At 64.9% G+C, this 17,509-nt stretch carries 18 protein-coding genes and 2 pseudogenes; 13 read left to right on the top strand and 7 right to left on the bottom strand.

The window, feature by feature from the left end; genetic code table 11:
- From ON19_RS40215 to ON19_RS44675, 4 genes and pseudogenes are all read right to left on the bottom strand, one after another.
- A partial coding sequence (locus ON19_RS40215) for an aldehyde dehydrogenase family protein (RefSeq protein WP_280925714.1) occupies positions 1–252 on the bottom strand: 252 nt, incomplete at its 3' end.
- Positions 228–1,004 (bottom strand): annotated as a pseudogene (locus tag ON19_RS14755) (fumarylacetoacetate hydrolase family protein); the annotation flags it as partial. The pseudogene ON19_RS14755 and the gene ON19_RS40215, both read right to left, overlap by 25 nt.
- 179 nt (positions 1,005–1,183) lie before the next feature.
- Positions 1,184–1,558, bottom strand: coding sequence for an IclR family transcriptional regulator domain-containing protein (locus ON19_RS40220; RefSeq protein ID WP_051168884.1), 375 nt, complete (start codon positions 1,556–1,558; stop codon positions 1,184–1,186).
- A gap of 30 nt (positions 1,559–1,588) precedes the next feature.
- Positions 1,589–1,705, bottom strand: a pseudogene (locus ON19_RS44675) (helix-turn-helix domain-containing protein); the annotation flags it as partial.
- A gap of 227 nt (positions 1,706–1,932) precedes the next feature.
- Between ON19_RS44675 and ON19_RS14765 the strand changes: the two are divergent.
- On the top strand, positions 1,933–3,357 hold the full coding sequence (locus tag ON19_RS14765; RefSeq protein WP_043691749.1) for an aldehyde dehydrogenase family protein: 1,425 nt from the start codon (positions 1,933–1,935) through the stop codon (positions 3,355–3,357).
- 754 nt (positions 3,358–4,111) lie between these two features.
- Here the strand turns inward: ON19_RS14765 and ON19_RS14775 are convergent.
- Positions 4,112–4,321, bottom strand: coding sequence for a hypothetical protein (locus tag ON19_RS14775; protein WP_043691756.1), 210 nt, complete (start codon positions 4,319–4,321; stop codon positions 4,112–4,114).
- A 299-nt stretch (positions 4,322–4,620) separates the two neighbouring features.
- The gene (locus ON19_RS14780; protein ID WP_083899381.1) at positions 4,621–5,451 is read right to left on the bottom strand and encodes an IclR family transcriptional regulator; all 831 of its coding nucleotides are present in this window, start codon (positions 5,449–5,451) and stop codon (positions 4,621–4,623) included.
- A 173-nt stretch (positions 5,452–5,624) separates the two neighbouring features.
- Between ON19_RS14780 and ON19_RS14785 the strand changes: the two genes are divergently transcribed.
- From ON19_RS14785 to ON19_RS14840, 12 genes are all read left to right on the top strand, one after another.
- Entirely contained in the window at positions 5,625–6,446 is an 822-nt protein-coding gene (locus ON19_RS14785) for a 2-keto-4-pentenoate hydratase (RefSeq protein ID WP_043691759.1), read from the top strand.
- Between the two features lie 5 nt (positions 6,447–6,451).
- The gene (locus tag ON19_RS14790) at positions 6,452–7,432 is read left to right on the top strand and encodes an acetaldehyde dehydrogenase (acetylating) (protein WP_043691762.1); all 981 of its coding nucleotides are present in this window, start codon (positions 6,452–6,454) and stop codon (positions 7,430–7,432) included.
- Positions 7,429–8,454: a 4-hydroxy-2-oxovalerate aldolase gene (gene dmpG, locus ON19_RS14795; protein WP_043691764.1), complete on the top strand. Its 1,026-nt coding sequence runs from the start codon at positions 7,429–7,431 to the stop codon at positions 8,452–8,454. The genes ON19_RS14790 and dmpG overlap by 4 nt, the downstream gene beginning before the upstream one ends.
- A 130-nt stretch (positions 8,455–8,584) precedes the next feature.
- The gene (locus tag ON19_RS14800) at positions 8,585–9,448 is read left to right on the top strand and encodes a DODA-type extradiol aromatic ring-opening family dioxygenase (protein ID WP_043691911.1); all 864 of its coding nucleotides are present in this window, start codon (positions 8,585–8,587) and stop codon (positions 9,446–9,448) included.
- A gap of 13 nt (positions 9,449–9,461) precedes the next feature.
- The gene (locus ON19_RS14805; RefSeq protein ID WP_043691766.1) at positions 9,462–9,782 is read left to right on the top strand and encodes an extradiol ring-cleavage dioxygenase; all 321 of its coding nucleotides are present in this window, start codon (positions 9,462–9,464) and stop codon (positions 9,780–9,782) included.
- Positions 9,779–10,891, top strand: a complete 1,113-nt coding sequence (locus tag ON19_RS14810; RefSeq protein ID WP_063709432.1) for an amidohydrolase family protein — start codon at positions 9,779–9,781, stop codon at positions 10,889–10,891. Before ON19_RS14805 ends, ON19_RS14810 begins: the two co-directional genes overlap by 4 nt.
- Complete coding sequence (locus ON19_RS14815; protein WP_043691770.1) at positions 10,878–11,576, top strand: FadR/GntR family transcriptional regulator; 699 nt, start codon at positions 10,878–10,880, stop codon at positions 11,574–11,576. Before ON19_RS14810 ends, ON19_RS14815 begins: the two co-directional genes overlap by 14 nt.
- Before the next feature lie 5 nt (positions 11,577–11,581).
- The gene (locus tag ON19_RS14820; RefSeq protein ID WP_043691774.1) at positions 11,582–12,208 is read left to right on the top strand and encodes a cysteine hydrolase family protein; all 627 of its coding nucleotides are present in this window, start codon (positions 11,582–11,584) and stop codon (positions 12,206–12,208) included.
- 122 nt (positions 12,209–12,330) lie between these two features.
- The gene (locus ON19_RS14825) at positions 12,331–13,164 is read left to right on the top strand and encodes an alpha/beta fold hydrolase (RefSeq protein WP_043691917.1); all 834 of its coding nucleotides are present in this window, start codon (positions 12,331–12,333) and stop codon (positions 13,162–13,164) included.
- A 24-nt stretch (positions 13,165–13,188) separates the two neighbouring features.
- Entirely contained in the window at positions 13,189–14,073 is an 885-nt protein-coding gene (locus tag ON19_RS14830) for an NmrA family NAD(P)-binding protein (RefSeq protein WP_043691778.1), read from the top strand.
- Between the two features lie 210 nt (positions 14,074–14,283).
- Positions 14,284–15,501 (top strand): alkene reductase, encoded by a 1,218-nt coding sequence (locus ON19_RS39740; RefSeq protein ID WP_083899382.1) that lies wholly within the window; start codon positions 14,284–14,286, stop codon positions 15,499–15,501.
- A gap of 129 nt (positions 15,502–15,630) precedes the next feature.
- Positions 15,631–16,545 carry an alpha/beta hydrolase gene (locus ON19_RS14840; RefSeq protein WP_051168885.1) on the top strand — a complete coding sequence of 305 codons (915 nt, stop codon included), beginning with the start codon at positions 15,631–15,633 and terminating at the stop codon, positions 16,543–16,545.
- 455 nt (positions 16,546–17,000) lie between these two features.
- On the opposite strand, the gene ON19_RS43300 is transcribed toward ON19_RS14840, so the two are convergent.
- Positions 17,001–17,468, bottom strand: coding sequence for a vWA domain-containing protein (locus ON19_RS43300; RefSeq protein WP_218006419.1), 468 nt, complete (start codon positions 17,466–17,468; stop codon positions 17,001–17,003).
- Positions 17,469–17,509 lie beyond the last annotated feature (41 nt).

A 17,509-nucleotide genomic window follows, 5' to 3' on the forward strand; every position in this document is an offset into this window, starting at 1 on the left:
TGAGATGAGCGGGACCTCCGGGTGTTTCACGAGGGCGTCGCCGGCGTCTTGGCCCAGTCCGTTGACGAGGTTGAACACGCCGGCGGGCAGCCCGGCTTCCTCGAAGATGCCCGCCCACAGCGACGCCGACAGGGGCGTGAGTTCCGCGGGTTTGAGGACCACGGTGTTGCCGGTGGCCAACGCGGGAGCCAGTTTCCAGCTCTCCAGCATGAACGGTGTGTTCCATGGCCTGCGGCAGTACGGGATCCCCATGCCTCCTCGCGCTGCCGGTCGTCGACCGAGGGCATCGACCCGAGCGTGGGGTCGAAGGTTCGGGAACCTGTGGTCACTCGCGTCACGAGCCGCCCGGTCGAGGGAACACCCGCCACATCGGGCGCATCGACCTCGACCTCGACCACGTCTGCGCGACCGAGGATCCGGCGGGGGTGCCGGTAAGGATGACGTCGCCGGTCTCCAACGTCAGATGCTGCGACAGGTCGGCCACCAACTGTGTGAGCGGGAAGATCATCGCCGCCGTGGTGTCATTCTGCACCAGCAGTCCGTTGTGCCAGGTGCGCACCCGCAGCGCCGCCGGATCGACGTGCCGGGCGGCGATGAGGTGAGGGCCGACCGGTGTGTAGCCGTCGCGCCCCTTGTTGCGCACATTGGCGCCCTTGTCGTTGTCGCGCAGGTCGTAGAGTCCCCAGTCGTTCGCGGCGGTCACCCAGGCGACATGGGACCAGGCGTCCTCGATCGAGACATTGCGCGCCGCGGCGCCGATGACCAGGGCGACCTCTCCCTCGTAGGCGAGCAGTTCGGTTCCGGCGGGTCGCTCGATGGCCGAACCCGACGCCGCCAGGGAGCTGGAGGGCTTCAAGAAGTACGACGGCGCGGCGCCCGCGCTGCACGGCTCGTGACTCATAGCTGAGGTCGACCGCGATGATCTTGCCCGGCACCGTCGGCGGTGAGGTGACCGGCGGGTCTGCACTCTGCACGGAAACCGAATCACCTCGCTCTACTTTCATATCTTATATCGTATACGATTACTTCGGGCTTGCAAAGTCGTTGCGAGACCGACCTCGCCCTCGAATCTCGCGGCGTGCTCGACGATGTCGCCGGCGTGATCATCGAGCAACTGAGCGGAGCACATCACTCGTCCGGTCGATGCGCAGTCCGAGGCGGGTTGGTTGCGGAGTTGGGACCACTACGAATTGGGCTGTCTCACCGCTCCTTGTGTGAGAGGTGAATCGGGCCGTATAACGGTGAAGCCGCGTGCGCGACTTCGCTCGAGCTCCGCGCGCAGCCCCTCCGGCCAGGTGCTCTCGGGAAGGCCGAGCAGGATCGCCTTCCCGGGTGCGCCGCGGGTGAGCGGATGGCGATGTCCCGGCCGGTACGCCACGGCGACACTGTGCTGCGGTGCCGCGCTGGAGAGAGTGACGGCTTCGTCTCCGTCGAGCGTGACAGCCAGCAGTGAGGTCATCCCCAACTCGTTTGCCACCACCCTCAGTTCGGGCAGCGCGGCGTGCTGCAGGTCGCGCGAGACACCGGCTGCCAGGGCCGCCAGCCCGGCGCCCAGCACGACGCGGCCCGAGCCTTCGCGGGCGGTCAGACCGTGGTCCTCGAGCGTGCGCAGCAGCCGGTAGGCGACCGAACGATGGACACCGAGAGAACCCGCCAGCTCATCGATGGTCAGGCTCCGACCGGCTGCGGCGAGAATCTCGAGCAGTCAGATGCCGCGGCTCAGGGTCTGTGATCCGGTCGAGGGTCCTGCCTTGTCGGGCATGTGCTCGATAGTAGAACGCGGAATTCAGGATCGGACAGCTGCGGCGGCGGGACGATGGTGCACTCTCGTCGTATGCGTGTGCTCGGTCGTCATATTCCTTAGGTGTGACGCACGGCATTCTCCTGGTTGTCCCTCAGCTACTGGAGGGGGAGAACCCGTAAGGAGACCCGATGCCCGACATCCAGTCCGTTGAAGAGAGCCTGCTTGCGCGTGTGCAGGCAACACCAGAAACTGGTCGTGCCATTCCGGACGCGGCTACCCGAGAAACGATCGGATACGCCCCGGAACACGCCGTTGCCGACGTGGCGGCCGCCGTGGCCCGAGCGAAGGCCGCACAGCCGGCCTGGGAGGAACTCGGCCACGAAGCGCGCGCCCAATCGCTGCTCGAGGTGGCGGACGCCGTCGACGCACATGCCGAAGCGCTCGCACGCTTGCTTTCTCGCGAGCAGGGAAAGCCGCTCGACGGGCCCAATGCGCGCTTCGAGGTGGGCGCTTGCGCTACCTGGTTGCGCGCGGCGGCGACGATAACCCTCGAGACGGAGATCCTCATCGAGGATGGCACCGACCATGCCGAGCTGACCTACCGCGCTATCGGTGTAGTCGCGGCGATCGGCCCATGGAACTGGCCGCTGATGATTGCCATCTGGCAAATCGCGCCCTCGCTGCGGATGGGGAACACTGTCGTCGTCAAACCGAGCGAGTACACACCGTTGAGCGTGCTCGCCCTGGTGGACGTGCTGAATGCTGTGCTGCCGCCCGACGTGCTGGTCCCGATCGTATCGAGCGATCGAGAAGTCGGTGCCCGGCTGGCCGCGCACGGGGATATCGGCAAAGTGATGTTCACCGGATCGACGGTGACCGGACGCAGAATCGTCGCGGCTTCGGGCGCCAATCTTGCCCGCCTCACCCTGGAACTCGGCGGCAACGACGCCGGTATCGTGCTGCCCGACGCCGATCCGGAGACGATCGCCGAGGACTTGTTCTGGGGCGCGTTCATCAACACCGGCCAGACCTGCGCGGCACTCAAGCGTCTCTATGTACACGAATCGATCTATGACGAGGTTATCGACGCACTCGCCGCCGTGGCCGAGCGTATGCCGATGGGTTACGGACTCGACGAAGGCAATGTTCTCGGACCCTTACAGAACTCCAAACAGTTCGACATCGTCAAACGCCTCGTCGACGATGCCAAGGACCGGGGCGGACGGGTCGTCGTCGGTGGCGAGCCCGTTCCTGAACTGGGTCCGAACTTCTTTGCCGCCACCATCATCGCCGATCTCGGAGACGGTGTCGCACTGGTCGACGAGGAACAGTTCGGCCCGGTATTGCCGGTCATCAAGTACGCGAACATCGAGGATGCGATCGCAAGCGCAAACGGTCTGGACGCTGGGCTGGGCGCCTCGGTGTGGTCGAGCGACCGAGCGGTGGCGCGCGCGGTGGCCGCGCGGTTACGGGCGGGCACGGTCTGGATCAACGCGCATGGCGCGGTACATCCGAACATCCCGTTCGGCGGTGTGAAGAACTCAGGATACGGGCTGGAGTTCGGCGTCGAGGGCCTCAAAGCGGTGGCCGAACCCCGTGTGGTCGCGGGCTGACCACGAATTCGGTTGACCCTGGAGGCGATCGTGGCCAGCCGCAAGCCACCGTGTGGCGGCGAGATCTGTGGGCGCGCGAACCTGGTGAACTGCACGCCCAACTACTACCGCTGCGGCTGGGCCAGGGGCTGCGGCCACGCAGCTTCGATTGTGAGCACATTCATGCACTGATCGATAAGGTCGTCGGCAAGATCGATGCGTGGGCGGAGCGCAACATCCCGCCCACGAAATGCGCACGCAAACACACACATTCGCTCGGTGAGGTGATCAGCCACATCGCAAACACCTACGTCGAGACGTGGTGGGCGGTAGTGCATTCGGCGGACGCCGTACTGCGGCACCAGGCATGGTTTCACCTCGGCGAAGCACGTGAGGGCTACGCCGAATTGGTGAATGAAATAAGCGCACGACATCTCCAGCTGCCGTTGGGGACAAGCGTAATTCGCAGAGGCCGAATCGGATAACAGGGGCGGATGACAAGGGAGAGGAGGGCACCGACCCAGTCCTCTGAACAGCAAGACGCGATCCGACATGCGTAGTCACCGCAAGGAGATAGGAATGCACTGGTAGATCGAATAGAGCCCGGTACCGGGAATTCGTCCGTCTTGGGGTGCGGGTGCTCGACACCCTCGCTGCCCGGCAACGACGCCGACGGCGGTTCACAACGGCGTGGACCTCGAGACGAACGGTAACCGGCAATCGGTTTCCGGCCGGTGCCGCCGAGCACTGCAATATGTTCGGGTTCCGGGCACGGTCACGCACGTATCACTGAGGGGCCGAGCGCCTCGAACCGCCGGGCCTCCACTGGCGGCAATTCCATGCCGATAACCAATGTCTCGAAGTCCGCGACCTCGGCGAAGCGGCAGAAGTTGACGCCGATACCGTGCACCGTGACGACAGCACGGCGGGGCGGCCAGTCTCCATGGCGGTCCGGGCCGACCAACTCCCGGCCCTTAGTGGCCATTCCGCCACGGCTACCGTTCAGACGTCGCAGAGCGCTGTCCGGCGACCGATCCGGCGCCGACCGGCTGCACGACCGCACGATGCCGAATCCTGCCTGCCGGAATACTCGTCGGAGCGGCGGAGTAGTACCGCCATCGAAGCAGGTGCCCGGCGCACCGACTGTGCCACGGGCCCCGGCTTCGATGGTGATCCGCGTGCATGCGGCGGCCGGATGCGAGCGGTCAGCGACGCATCGGCACCCACGCCGATGCCCGGTAGCCGTAAGCGTTGACGGCCGGAGTCCGGCGCGCGGGTGACAACTCATCGGTTGGGCTTCGCATCCCTGTCGGTTACGTGGGCCGGCTCCGACGTTTTGCCTGAATACTGTTCGAGAAGCATGCGGTTTCGGCGACCAAGGGTGTTTCCGATTCCTTCGGCGGCGGCGCGGACGGACGCGGTGTGGTTGTCGGGGCGGAATCGGTGTGTCGGGCCAGTGACGCTGATCGCGGCGACGATGCCGTCGCCGTCGTGGACGGGCACGGCGACGCAGGCGATGCCGGTGGCCGATTCCTCGTATTCGTAGCCGACGCCTTCGGTGGTGATGTCGAGCTGGGTGCGCAGTGGGCCGGGGAGGGTCATGGTGCGGGCGGTGTAGCGGGGGAGGGGGCCGGACAGCACCTGGGTGCGTAATGCGTTGTCAGCGTGGGCCAGGAGCACTTTGCCGATCGCGGTGCAGTGCACCGGCATGCGGCCGCCGATTCTCGACGGTGCGGTTGCTTGCCGGTGGCCGCTGATCTTCGACAGGTACAGCACCTCCGGTCCGTCGAGAACGCCCAGATGCACGGTCTCCTGCGTGCGCACGTAAAGGTCTTCCAGGAACGGGATCGCGACTTCGAGCAGGCTCCGCTCGACCGAGGCTCGCATGCCCAGCTCGAACAGATATCCGCCGAGCCGGTATTCGTGCCGGACTCGCTCCAACACGCGTACCGCCACCATGTCGGCCAGCACCCGGTGCAGCGCCCCTTTGGGGATGGCGGTGCGCTGCGTCAACTCGGCTAGCGACAGGGTCGAGTCCTCGATCCCGAACGCGTTCAACGTTGCCACGACTTTGCCGAGCACCGTCGTGCGGTCGACTCGCTGTTCGGGCGCCATGGACGCCACCTCCGATCCCTGACCTGGGTTCTTCCTTCACGATATCGGGTCGTGTTCGACTCAGTGGAACGCGATGCTAGGCGGGTGGCAGCTGCCGCGGCGAGGGTGGGCGCACATTCTTCACCAATTTCCTTATGCCTTACCCACGATCGACCAACCCCTGGGGAAGCCAGATGAGTAGACAACCGGGCGCCAGCACGCCCGCCACGACCGACACCGACCGTGTGGCCGCTGCAGAGCGGTTGATCACGGCCGCCCGAACCCGGACCCCCTGTGCGCCGGTGCGCGATCTGATCGGCACCGACGACGTGGTGGCCGCGTACGCCGTCCAGGAGAGGATCATCGCAGGCCGGGTCGCCGCAGGCGCGGCCGTCGTCGGTCGCAAGATCGGACTGACCTCCGCAGCGGTGCAGCAGCAACTCGGCGTCGACCAGCCGGACTTCGGCGTGCTGCTCGACGACATGCGTTACGAGCAAAGTGTCCCGATTCCGTTGAGCCGGCTGCTGCAGCCGAGAGTCGAAGCGGAGATCGCCTTCGTGCTCGCCCACGATCTGGTCGACGGCGCTCTCGACGGCGGCCAGATCGGTGCTGCCGTCGACTACGCGGTCGCTGCGCTCGAGATTGTCGACAGCCGTATTGCCGGGTGGGACATCACCTTCGCCGACACCGTCGCCGACAATGGCTCGAGCGGACTGTTCGTTCTCGGGACCGAGCGCCGTAGCCTCGACTCCTTTACCCCGGTCTCGGTGCAGATGCAGATGGCGATCGACGACTGCACCGTGTCGACCGGGACCGGCGCGGCTTGCCTGGGTGACCCGCTTCGCGCGCTGACCTGGCTTGCGCACACTGCCCGCGACTTCGGCCAACCGCTGCGCGCCGGGCAGGTCATCTTGTCGGGCGCGTTGGGCCCGATGGCCACGATCGACACCGCCGGCACGGTCCGGGCCGAGATCACCGACCTTGGGTCGGTCACCACAACCTTCATCCAGGAGTGACACCCATGAACGACAACAACGGCGCCGTCACGGTGGCGGTGATCGGATCGGGCAACATCGGCACCGACCTGATGATCAAGGTGGTCCGCCATTCTCGCAAGCTGTGTATGGGTGCGATGGTGGGGATCCATCCCGACTCCGACGGTCTGGCCCGTGCCCGCGGACTCGGCGTTCCCACCACATCCGAGGGTGTACAGGGCCTGGTGGCGCTGCCGAACTTCGGGCAGATCGATGTCGTCTTCGACGCTACCTCCGCCAAGGCGCACGCCGCCAACGCCGCCGTACTCGAGCCACTCGGCAAACGGCTGATCGACCTCACCCCCGCCGCACTCGGCCCCTTCGTCGTCCCTGCGGTCAACCTCGACGCACACCGTGACGTCGCCAACGTCAACATGGTGACCTGCGGCGGGCAGGCCACCATCCCGATCGTGGCGGCGGTCTCCCGCGTGACACCGGTCGCCTACGCCGAAATCGTCGCCTCCATTGCCTCGAAGTCGGCGGGCCCTGGAACCCGCGCCAATATCGACGAATTCACCGAAACCACTGCCCACGCCATCGAGACCGTCGGTGGTGCGGCCCGTGGCAAAGCGATCATCATCCTCAATCCGGCCGAGCCACCGCTGATCATGCGCGACACGGTCCTGTGCCTGATCTCCACTCCCGACCCCTCCGTCCACGAGGCCATCCGCGCCTCGATCCGGGCCATGGTCGGCGACGTCGCCACCTACGTGCCCGGATACCGACTCAAACAAGACGTTCAGATCACCGCCGTGCCGGACGACCAGCCTGTCGGCACCCTCACTACCGGCGAATCGGCGGCACCCACCCACCAGGTGTCGGTGTTCCTGGAAATCGAAGGAGCCGCACACTACCTGCCGGCCTACGCCGGAAACCTCGACATCATGACGTCGGCCGCGGTGCGTTACGCGGAAAGCATCGCCGACACGATCGCCGCACCGGCGGCCTCCCCGGGAGCGACCCGATGACTACACAACTGTTCCTTCAAGATGTCACCCTCCGTGATGGCATGCACGCCGTCCGCCATCGCATAACCCCCGACGACGTCGGCCGCATCGTCGCCGCACTCGACGCCGCGGGCGTCGACGGGATCGAAGTCGCCCACGGAGACGGCCTTGCCGGCGGGTCGCTGAACTATGGGCCCGGCAGCAACACCGACTGGGAATGGATCGAGGCCGCGGCGGCGAACCTCACCCACGCACGCTTGACCACCTTGCTGCTGCCCGGTATCGGCACCATCAAGGAGCTCGAAAATGCCTACGGGCTGGGCGTTCGGTCGGTCCGCATCGCCACTCACTGCACCGAGGCCGACGTCTCCGCGCAACACATCGCGACCGCCCGTGACCTCGGCATGGACGTGTCCGGCTTCCTCATGATGAGCCATATGGCCACCCCGGCCGAACTTGCGGACCAGGCGAAGCTCATGGAGTCCTACGGCGCGCACTGCGTGTATGTCACCGATTCCGGTGGGCGCTTGACCATGGACGGTGTGCGCCAGCGCATCCGGGCCTATCGGGAAGTGCTGGACGAGTCGACCGAGATCGGTATCCATGCCCACGAGAACCTGTCGTTATCGGTGGCCAACTCCGTCGTTGCCGTGGAAGAGGGCGTCACCCGTATCGATGCCTCGCTGGCGGGCCACGGGGCCGGGGCCGGGAATTGCCCGATCGAACCGTTCGTCGCGGTGGCCGATCTGCACGGGTGGAAGCACAACGCCGACCTGTTCGCACTCCAGGATGCCGCGGACGATCTGGTCCGGCCTCTGCAGGATCGGCCCGTCCGTGTCGACCGCGAAACACTGACCCTCGGCCGCGCCGGCGTGTACTCGTCGTTCCTCCGCCACGCCGAAGCGGCTTCGCAGCGGTACGGCCTGGACGTGCGCAGCATCCTGCTCGAGGTCGGCCGCCGCGGCCTGGTCGGTGGTCAGGAAGACCTCATCGTCGACATCACTCTCGACCTCGCCGCAAACCCGGAAACCGTCCCGCGCTGAGATCCGGGCGCGCCGGACCGTAATCGAACCCGCTGGCGGATAGGTTGCGGCGGTACCCGCAAACTACTATATTCAATATATCGAGATGGAAGTCTCGTGAGGCGACTGGATGATTAAGGAGTGCGGCGACATGGCAGAGATCAGCGTTGCTATGGCTGCGAGTCATACGCCCGGCTTGACCGGGTGGTTCGGCAAGGCCGACCCTGACGATCAGCGGACCGTTCGGCTGGCGTATGGGGAGATGCGGAAGGCGGTGCTCGACTCGGAGACGGACGTGCTGTTGGTCATCGGCAATGACCACGTTGCGAATGCTCGTCTGTACGACTACCCGGACTTTACGTTCGGGCTTGCCGAGCAGCATCGCGGGCCCGATGAATGGTTCAAGCCGTGGCTGCGGGTGGAGGACTATGAGCTTCGTGGTGCCCCCGATGTGGCAGAGGCGTTGCTGGCAGCCACTGCGCACACCGGACTGCGCCTGCGGGGCGCAAAGGACAACCTCCGGTTCGACGACAACCTGTCTGTGCCACTTACCATGACTGGGCTCACGTCCGACGGGCCTGCCGTCGTTCCGATTCTGCAGAACTGCACTGTGCCGCCGGTGGCGGATGGTCTGGCGTGCTACACATTTGGGCAGGCGCTCGGCGCTGCAATCGGGAAAGCACTCCCGGAAGGCCTTCGGATCGGGCTGCTCGGTTCTGGTGGGCTGAGCCATGAACCAGGCGGGCCCCGTTACCTGGAGATCGATGAGAAATTCGACCGATGGTGGCTCGATCTGCTCGAGGAGGGCGACCACGAGAAAGTGCTTGCCGAGGCGACGTTCGAGCGAATGGAGCAGGCTGGGTCCGGCGGCACGGCTGAATTGCTGTCGTGGCTGGTGGTCATGGGCGCGATCGGCGAGCGCCCGTGTCAGTCGCTGGGCTACGTGGCCTTCGACCAATGGCGATGCGGCGTCGGCGCCGTGAAATGGGACCTCGCTCCGGCGATGCGAGCGTGAGGCGGTGAACGACATGCCACTGGACAAGTTCGACCCGAGACTGCGGGCCAACGATTTGGTACAGGATCTCAAGTGGGATCGGGAGTTGCGCGAGCGATTCGAGCTCGGCGAAGAGACGGTGCTGGCCGCTTACGACCTCTCAGATGCCGAACGCACTGCGATCCGCGAGCGAGACTTTCGCGCACTGCACGAGATGGGACTCCACCCATACCTGCTGTCACAGCTGGCGCGCATTGTGTACGGCACTGGGGAGGAGGCTGGGTCGTCCGCGCCGGCCATGGCGCTTCTTCGGTCCCTTCTCGGCGACGAGTGGGACCACGAGGACCGCTCGTGACCGACGGCGACCGTCATGGGGAGTCCGATGTGTCCGTCATCGACGTGCACGCCCACATCCTCCCGTTACCGCTGCTCGAGTGGCTTTCGCGCCGCGATCTTGCCGACCTGGCCGGTATCTCGTCAGGCGTCGTGAGCATCGAACCCATGATCAGCGGGCTGCCTGAGCGGGCAGCGGTACCACTGCCTGTGCAACAGTACGACCTCTCAGCCCGGCTCGATTCGATGGCCGCAGTAGGAGTGACCAGCCAGGCGGTATCGGCCCCACCGTTCGTATTCGGGTCGGAGTGCCGAAACGACCAGCTCGTTATGGATGTCGTTCGGCGTACCAACGACGCGATCGCAGAGCACGTCGCGGCGTCCGGCGGGGCACTGCTCGGCATGGGGACTGTCCCCGTCGGGTTGCCTCAGGCTACGGAGGAGTTGGCGCGGTGCCAGGATGAGCTCGGGTTCGTGGGGGTCACAGCGGGCACGTTCGGTGGGGGCCGGGAGCTCGATGACCGGATCAACGAGGAGCTCTGGGGTGAGCTGGCACGGCGCCAGTGTTTCGTTCTGCTCCACCCCAGTACAGCGTCGGCACCCGCGCGACTTGCGGACTATCACCTGATGCAACTGCTCGGGTATCCGGCGGAAACTGCCCTCGCCACGGCCCGGCTCGTATTCGGTGGTGTCCTCGACCGTCACCGTCTAGTGCTGTGCTTGGCGCACGGAGGCGGATGTCTGCGGGGAGTGGCACCTCGTCTGGACCTGGGATGGAAACGCAAGAGTGTTGCACGGATGTCGGCCGCGCCACCCACCCGCTACCTTCGTGACCTCTATTACGACACGGCGGTGTTCGACCACGTGACGTTACGGCGATTGGTGGCCGATGTCGGAGCGGACCGAGTGCTGCTCGGTACCGATTTCCCGTTCGACCTTGCCGATCGGCACCCCGTTGAGACGGTGGATGCCCTCGGCCTGTCCGAAAACGACCGAAGGGCCGTGCTCGGCGGCAACGCGAATCGATTGTTGCGACTGCCCGCTGCCGTCCGCGCTCCTGATTCGGCAACCCTGGAGTCCGCCCCGGCGGTCCGGGATCCCTTGGATAGGAGTTTCGATGAACGACTCTGAACCGTTGCTCGCTCCACGAACATCACGTGCCGAGGAGATCGCCCACAGTCTCGAGGCGCGCATCACTGCGCAGATGCTGCCGATCGGGCATCGGCTGGGTACGAGGGAGAGCCTTCGCTCGGAGTTCGGTGTTGCTCCGGCGACGCTCAGCGAGGCGGTCAGGTTACTCAGCGCCCGCGGTGCCGTCACCGTCCGACCCGGCGCGAACGGTGGCATCTTCGTGGCCGCGCCCAGCCTGTTCGTGCGTTTGGGGCGAAAGATGCTCGAGCTCAGTGGCGAGACGGTGTCTGTGGCGGACAGTCTCGCGGTCCGCAACTGCCTCGACCCGCTCGTCATCGTCGAGGCAACTCGGCACCGCAGCGCGCGGGACCTCGAGGAACTGCGTGAGCTCGCCGAGGCGATGGGTGCGCCGGAGCTCGAATGGAAGGAGTACCTGCGGCTCAACTGGGCACTGCACCGCCGGATGGTCGAGATCACCCCGAACCGGGTGCTCCGACACACCTACCTCTCGCTTCTCGATTTCGTGGAGAGTCGGTTGCAATCCGTAGTTGCCGATGTCCCGGAGCGCGGCCATGAGGATGGCGTACGAGTGCACCGCGAAATCGTGGAGGCCATAGCGAGCGAGGACGTCGAGCGAGCGGCTCGGGCCGCAGCGTCGCACTCCGATCTGGTCGCAGGCAGGTGACAGCAATGGTGACCCTGGGGCGGGGCCCGTCGACAGCACTCGTGGTGATCGACATGCAGAACGACTACTGCCATCCGGATGGGGTGTTCGCAGCTGCCGGGCTTTGTATCGCGGAGCTCGAGGAGCTCGTGGCACAGATCAACGGGCTCGTTGCGGCGGCACGTGATGCGGGTCGACCGATCGTATGGGTCCGCATGGAGTGGTCGAGCGACAGCGATGTCGGGCTTCTCGCCGAGCGCAGCCCCTTCCTTCGCCACGCCGGGCTGCGGTCAGGGGAGTGGGGTAGCAGATTGCTGGACACCCTCGATGCGGACCCGCGCGATCGCGAGGTCGTCAAGACGCGGTTCAGTGCATTTCATCGCACGCGTTTCGAGTCGCTGCTGGCCGAATGGGGCGTCGACACGCTGGTACTTGCCGGGGTTCGAACCGATTTCTGTATCGAGTCCACGGCACGAGACGCGTTTTTCCGTGACCTGCGAGTGGTGATTGCGCGCGAGGCCGTCGCTGGCTATTTCGATGACTTGCACAGCGCCAGTCTTCGAGTGCTCGACACCGTGTTCGCCGATGTAGAGCCCGTATCCGCCGCCGCGGACCTTCTCCGCGGCACACCTGCAAGTCCTGTTGTTCCATGACCGCCTGGAACTCGATCATCGACGCAGCCGAACTGCCGCCGATCATCGATTTCTCTGTGGGAAGGGACGTCATCCCGGATCGACGCGCGCTCTATCCGCCCAGTCCAAGGACGAGGACCAGAATGACTCGAACACAACGACCCGAGATCGGCCACAACGCAAACGTCGGCGGGATCCGCACCAACTATCTGACATCGGGTACTACAGGAGAGTGGGTGTTGCTCGTCCACGGTTCGGGCCCGGGTGTCACCGCTTACGCCAACTGGCGGTTGGTCATCCCCGAGTTTGCGGCCGACTTCCAGATCGTTGCGCCGGACATGGCCGGATTCGGCTACTCCGACCGACCTGCCGAAACGCACCTCGGCCCTGACCTGTGGGTCGACCAGGTCCTCGGTCTGATGGACCGGTTGAATATCCCCACCGCGCACCTGGTCGGCAACAGCTTCGGTGGAGCGATCGCGCTTCGGGTGGCGCAACGCTGTCCTGACCGAGTCGGGAAGCTCGTGCTGATGGGAAGTATGGGTGTTTCCTTCCCGATCACTCCTGGGCTCGAGCGTGTTTGGGGCTACGAGCCGTCCGTGGAGAACATGCGTGCCGTTCTCGACGTCTTTGCCCACTCCCGCGAGCTCGTGACCGACGACCTCGCGCGAGTGCGTTACGAGGCAAGTATCCAGCCGGGGGTACAAGAAGCTTTCTCGGCCATGTTCCCGGCACCGAGGCAGAGGTGGATCGAGGAACTCGCGCTCGACGATGACGAACTGCGCCTGATTACACACCGCACCCTCATTGTCCACGGACGTGACGATCAGGTTATTCCGCTTGCCAACTCCTACCGATTGTTCGAGCTGCTCGGGAATTCCGATCTCGCGGCGCTCGGGCAATGCGGGCATTGGTCGATGATCGAGCGGCGATCCGACTTCATCCGCCTCGTTCGAGACTTTCTGCTCGAGCCCTGAACCCGGAACGAACTGGAGACTGAGATGACGATAGAACCGAGGCCGACTGTTCTGGTGGTCGGGGCCGCTGGCCGAGTTGCGGGGCTTCTTGTGCCCGAGCTCGCTTCGCGCGGCGCGATTGTGCGAGGTTTCGTCCGTAGCGAGGAGAAAGGAGCTACGGCGAGAAAGAACGGTGCCGACGAGGTCGTGCTGGGTGACCTCCGGGATTCCAGCAGCCTTGATCAGGCTATGGCTGGCGTGGATGCCGTCTTTCACTTGGGGCCTGCTTTCGTGGCGGACGAAGCGCAGCTCGGCCTGAACGTCGTGACGGCCGCTCAGCGCGCCGGCGTCAGGAAGATCGTGTTCTCCGGGGTGGCCCACCCGTCTGACCGGCTGGAGAACCACGTCTCCAAACGGCCCGTCGAGGACGCTCTGTTCCGGTCCGGCATGGAATTCACAATCCTGCAGCCTGTTACGCTCTATCAGAACATCGGTGGCGCGTGGCCCGGCGTACTCGAACGTGGCGAACTCGCCGAGCCCTACTCGAGCACCGCGCGGGTAGCGCGCGTGGACTACCGCGACGTCGCTGAGGTCGCCGCGCTCGCCCTCACCGAGGATCGCTTGAACAACGGAACCTTCGAGCTGTGCAGCGGCGAGATTCTTGACCGACACGACGTCGTCGCCGTGATCAGCGAAGTCCTGGGGAGCCCGGTACGCGCCACCGAATTAAGCTACGACGCCTGGGCAACGGTCGCCTCGAACCGTTTCAACGCAACGCAACTCGCCTTGTTCGCCGAGGTATTTCGCTCCTACGACGACCACGGGCTTCGCGGTAACGGCTTGGTACTCGAAACCATTCTCGGACGTAAACCGCGAACTCTGCGTGACTACATCCGAGATCTCGCCGCGGGTGAACGAACCCAGATCTGAGGCCTGATCCACTCAGCAGGGACGGCAGTTGCCGTGGTGTGGCCAACTTTGCCGTTATTAACTATATTTAATATACGAATTTGTGAAGCTGTGATATGGGTGCCAGCTGGCTCGCCTTCGGCACGTACGCACTCCGGCGCGCGCTTCACTGCTCCCGCAACCGCAAAAACCCAGCTCTGATATCCCATCGAAGTAACGAGAGTGAGCGTTATGGTCACGGCATTCGACTCGATCCGGGTCGGTTCCCGGTTCCTACGTAACCGCATCGTAATGGCGCCGATGACCCGCAACCGGGCCTACGGGCCCGGGGCCACCCCCACAGCGGCTATGGCGACCTACTACGCGCAGCGTGCAAGTGCCGGATTGATCATCACGGAGGGTGTCCAGCCCTCAGCCGTTGGTCAGGGCACCCCGAACACCCCGGGCCTGCATACAGAGGAGCAGGTCGCGGCTTGGCGAACGGTCACCGACGCCGTCCATGAAAGAGGAGGGGTGATATTCGCGCAGCTCATGCACGCTGGGCGGATCAGCCATCCCAGCATCCTGCCGCCTGGTTCAGCCCCAGTTGGCCCATCGGCCGTGCGGGCCGCGGGCCAAGTGTTCGCCGGCGGGCGGATGCGTGACACCGTCACCCCGGTACAACTGACTGAACCGGAAATCCTTCAGACCGTGCAGGACTTCGCCACCGCCGGTCGAAACGCCGTGGACGCCGGGTTCGACGGTGTCGAGGTGCACGGCGGCAACGGCCAGTTGTTGCACCAGTTCCTGGCGCCGAACAGCAACCGCAGGACGGACGGATGGGGCGGGTCGGTCGCCGGTCGCATACGAATGACCATCGAGGTCGCAACGGCGATCGCCAATGCGATCGGCGCGAATCGAGTCGGCTTGCGCATCTCGCCGACCAACCCGAACAACGACATCGTGGAGGTCGACCCCGAAGAGACATACGAGAAGCTCGTCGAGGCGGTCAATCCGCTGGGGCTGGCCTATCTCCATGTCTCGGACCGTGGTGATCCCGCGTTGACTTCGCTGCTGCGCGCATCGTTTCGAGGGCCGTTTCTACTCAATCCTTGGACGCCCGGTCGTTCGACCGGACCGGACGATCTGGGATTGATCGAAGACGGTTCCGCCGACCTGTTGTCCTTCGGCGCCCTCTTCCTCGCCAACCCCGATCTACCAGCCCGGCTGGAGGTAGGCGGCCCACTCAACACCCCGGACCGGGCTACGTACTACGGTGGCGACGAACACGGGTATACCGATTATCCGGCGCTGGCGTCCGGTGATATCGCCTCATCCTCCGGCAGCTCGCCCCACGCCAAGCGTGGGCAACCTACGCGAGAACTCCGCACAGGCTGCGACGGTCAACATGGCAATGGTGCTGACAGCACGGTGCGTGAGACCGGAGAGGTGGGTAGCACTCGACTTTGACCTGGCGAACATGCGAATCCAGTAATGGATGGAACCGACGCCAATGGCCCCTGAATCCCATCGGGATCCAAATTTCACGGCGATTCCTGCCCGGCAGGTCGTCGAAAGCATCAAAGGAGACCACACACCATGAGCAACCTGCCCGCTGAGGTGATCGACAACCTTCGTAGTGCCGATCGGGAGGTAACCCCCGAATTGACTCGAGCGCTGATGGAGCTGTTTGCGCCATTGCATGAAGCGAATGACTACCGGGCGCCCGAGATCGAGCGAGATCTGGTCTACGGCCCTGACCCGCGAAACCGGCTCGACCTCCACACAGCCCGTGAGGCGGGCTCGAGCAGGCCCGTAGTGCTATTCGTGCATGGCGGCGGTTTCGTCAGCGGAGACAAGTCCGATCCGGCACTGCCCTACTACGACAATGTGGGAGGGTGGGCGGTTCGCCACGGCATGGTTGCGGTGACCATGACCTACCGGCTGGCCCCGCAGAACAAATGGCCGGCTGCGGCAGAGGACATCGCCTCCGCGATCGCGTGGACCCGCGAACACGCCGGTGACTTCGGGGGAGACCCGGACAAGATCGTGCTCATAGGTCATTCAGCAGGTGGCGCCCACGTCTCCTCATTCGTCGCGGGCCACGCGGGAACAGATCCAGCGGATATCGCCGGCGCGGTCATGCTGTCCGGGATCTACGACCCGCCCACAGCTGAACAGAACGCATTGCTGCATGCCTACTACGGAGACGATCCGGAAAAGCATGTAGAGCAGTCTGCGCTGTCCGGCCTGGTCGCATCAGACGTGCCGATGCTGTTCGGCGCTGCCGAATTCGATGTTCCGCACTTTCATCAGCAGGCGGCGGTGCTCATCGGCGCGATGCGCGAAGCACGTGATGCGGTCCCCTTGTTCGTGACCGTGCCCGATCACACTCACCTGTCCGAGATCTTCTCGCTCGGACTGGACGAGGACGCATTGGGCACGACACTGGCTCGGTTCATCCATCGCGCGACGTCGGACCGGCAGGCGTCCGCCGCCGGTTCTCGGAGGTAGCGACAACGGTCAGCCGGGCTCGGGCAGCGGCCCAATGCCAGTACGACTGCGCACAGCAGCTGGTACAGGGTGGTGCGCCGCGCAGCCAGACGCGGTACCTGTCGGCGAAAGTTCTTGTGCTGCAAAAGGAATGAATGTCATGGCAACAAGGGAATCCACGGCCGACATGTCGACTTCAAGAACCTCTCACAGCAGCTTGTCGTCACACCTCTGTCGAGTCAGACCGTGAACGGAGACCGAGCAGGTGGACACATCATGGGCAAGTCAACCCGCAAGGGCGACAGACGGTTCACGAGTCAACCCGCCCGGTCTCCTACGGCACGCTACGGGGCAGCTGACCCCGACCACGAAACCGCTGCCACCAGATAAGTCGACGGTTCAGCATGCTGGCCCGCCCTGGTGAAAGTTGTGATTGCGAGGTTGGGCGGGCCTGGCCATGACCGTGTGAATGTGGATCACGGGAGTGTCGCATCGGCGGACACATCGGCAGGCCCGCCGGTCGAGTGAGGGTTCCGAGCGGGCCTCCGGATGCGTAGCTTGTCCTCAACGCTGTCACGAAAATCGGATCCGAATCCGTGACGGCGCAGATGGTAGGACCCCCGGCCGCTCGGGTGCCTGCTACCGCAATTCACGCGTGTCGCGCGCGGTGGCGTATCCCGCTCCACCCGGAACGCAGGATCAGCTGCCCCCGACTCCTGGTAGTGATTGACCACGCAACGCATCGCTTCATCGACTTGCGACCAGCCCCAGTCGACCCGGGTGTGCAATTGCCCGATCCTGCCCCGGTAGTTCTCCAGACTGAAGTCTTCGACGAAGGGTTCGCGCCGACCCGAGAACACCACAGGGACGGTGCCGTCGTCATCGAGGTTCGCCGCCAAAGCCACGACACTGGCGGCGTCGGTCGTGATCTGGACGTTGATCATGCGCCATCCGGTGCAGTAGTTGTCGGCGTGGACGACCCCTG

It is taken from the genome of Nocardia abscessus NBRC 100374 (assembly GCF_000308455.1).
Lineage (GTDB): Bacteria > Actinomycetota > Actinomycetes > Mycobacteriales > Mycobacteriaceae > Nocardia > Nocardia abscessus.

Coding starts and splice junctions, on each gene's coding strand:
- ON19_RS39740 (WP_083899382.1), top strand. CDS start 14,284: ATGGTCACGGCATTCGACTCGATCCGGGTCGGTTCCCGGTTCCTACGT.
- ON19_RS14765 (WP_043691749.1), top strand. CDS start 1,933: ATGCCCGACATCCAGTCCGTTGAAGAGAGCCTGCTTGCGCGTGTGCAG.
- dmpG (WP_043691764.1), top strand. CDS start 7,429: ATGACTACACAACTGTTCCTTCAAGATGTCACCCTCCGTGATGGCATG.
- ON19_RS14820 (WP_043691774.1), top strand. CDS start 11,582: ATGGTGACCCTGGGGCGGGGCCCGTCGACAGCACTCGTGGTGATCGAC.
- ON19_RS14815 (WP_043691770.1), top strand. CDS start 10,878: ATGAACGACTCTGAACCGTTGCTCGCTCCACGAACATCACGTGCCGAG.
- ON19_RS43300 (WP_218006419.1), bottom strand. CDS start 17,468: ATGATCAACGTCCAGATCACGACCGACGCCGCCAGTGTCGTGGCTTTG.
- ON19_RS14775 (WP_043691756.1), bottom strand. CDS start 4,321: ATGGCCACTAAGGGCCGGGAGTTGGTCGGCCCGGACCGCCATGGAGAC.
- ON19_RS14800 (WP_043691911.1), top strand. CDS start 8,585: ATGGCAGAGATCAGCGTTGCTATGGCTGCGAGTCATACGCCCGGCTTG.
- ON19_RS14840 (WP_051168885.1), top strand. CDS start 15,631: ATGAGCAACCTGCCCGCTGAGGTGATCGACAACCTTCGTAGTGCCGAT.
- ON19_RS14780 (WP_083899381.1), bottom strand. CDS start 5,451: ATGGCGCCCGAACAGCGAGTCGACCGCACGACGGTGCTCGGCAAAGTC.
- ON19_RS14830 (WP_043691778.1), top strand. CDS start 13,189: ATGACGATAGAACCGAGGCCGACTGTTCTGGTGGTCGGGGCCGCTGGC.
- ON19_RS14790 (WP_043691762.1), top strand. CDS start 6,452: ATGAACGACAACAACGGCGCCGTCACGGTGGCGGTGATCGGATCGGGC.
- ON19_RS14825 (WP_043691917.1), top strand. CDS start 12,331: ATGACTCGAACACAACGACCCGAGATCGGCCACAACGCAAACGTCGGC.
- ON19_RS14805 (WP_043691766.1), top strand. CDS start 9,462: ATGCCACTGGACAAGTTCGACCCGAGACTGCGGGCCAACGATTTGGTA.
- ON19_RS14785 (WP_043691759.1), top strand. CDS start 5,625: ATGAGTAGACAACCGGGCGCCAGCACGCCCGCCACGACCGACACCGAC.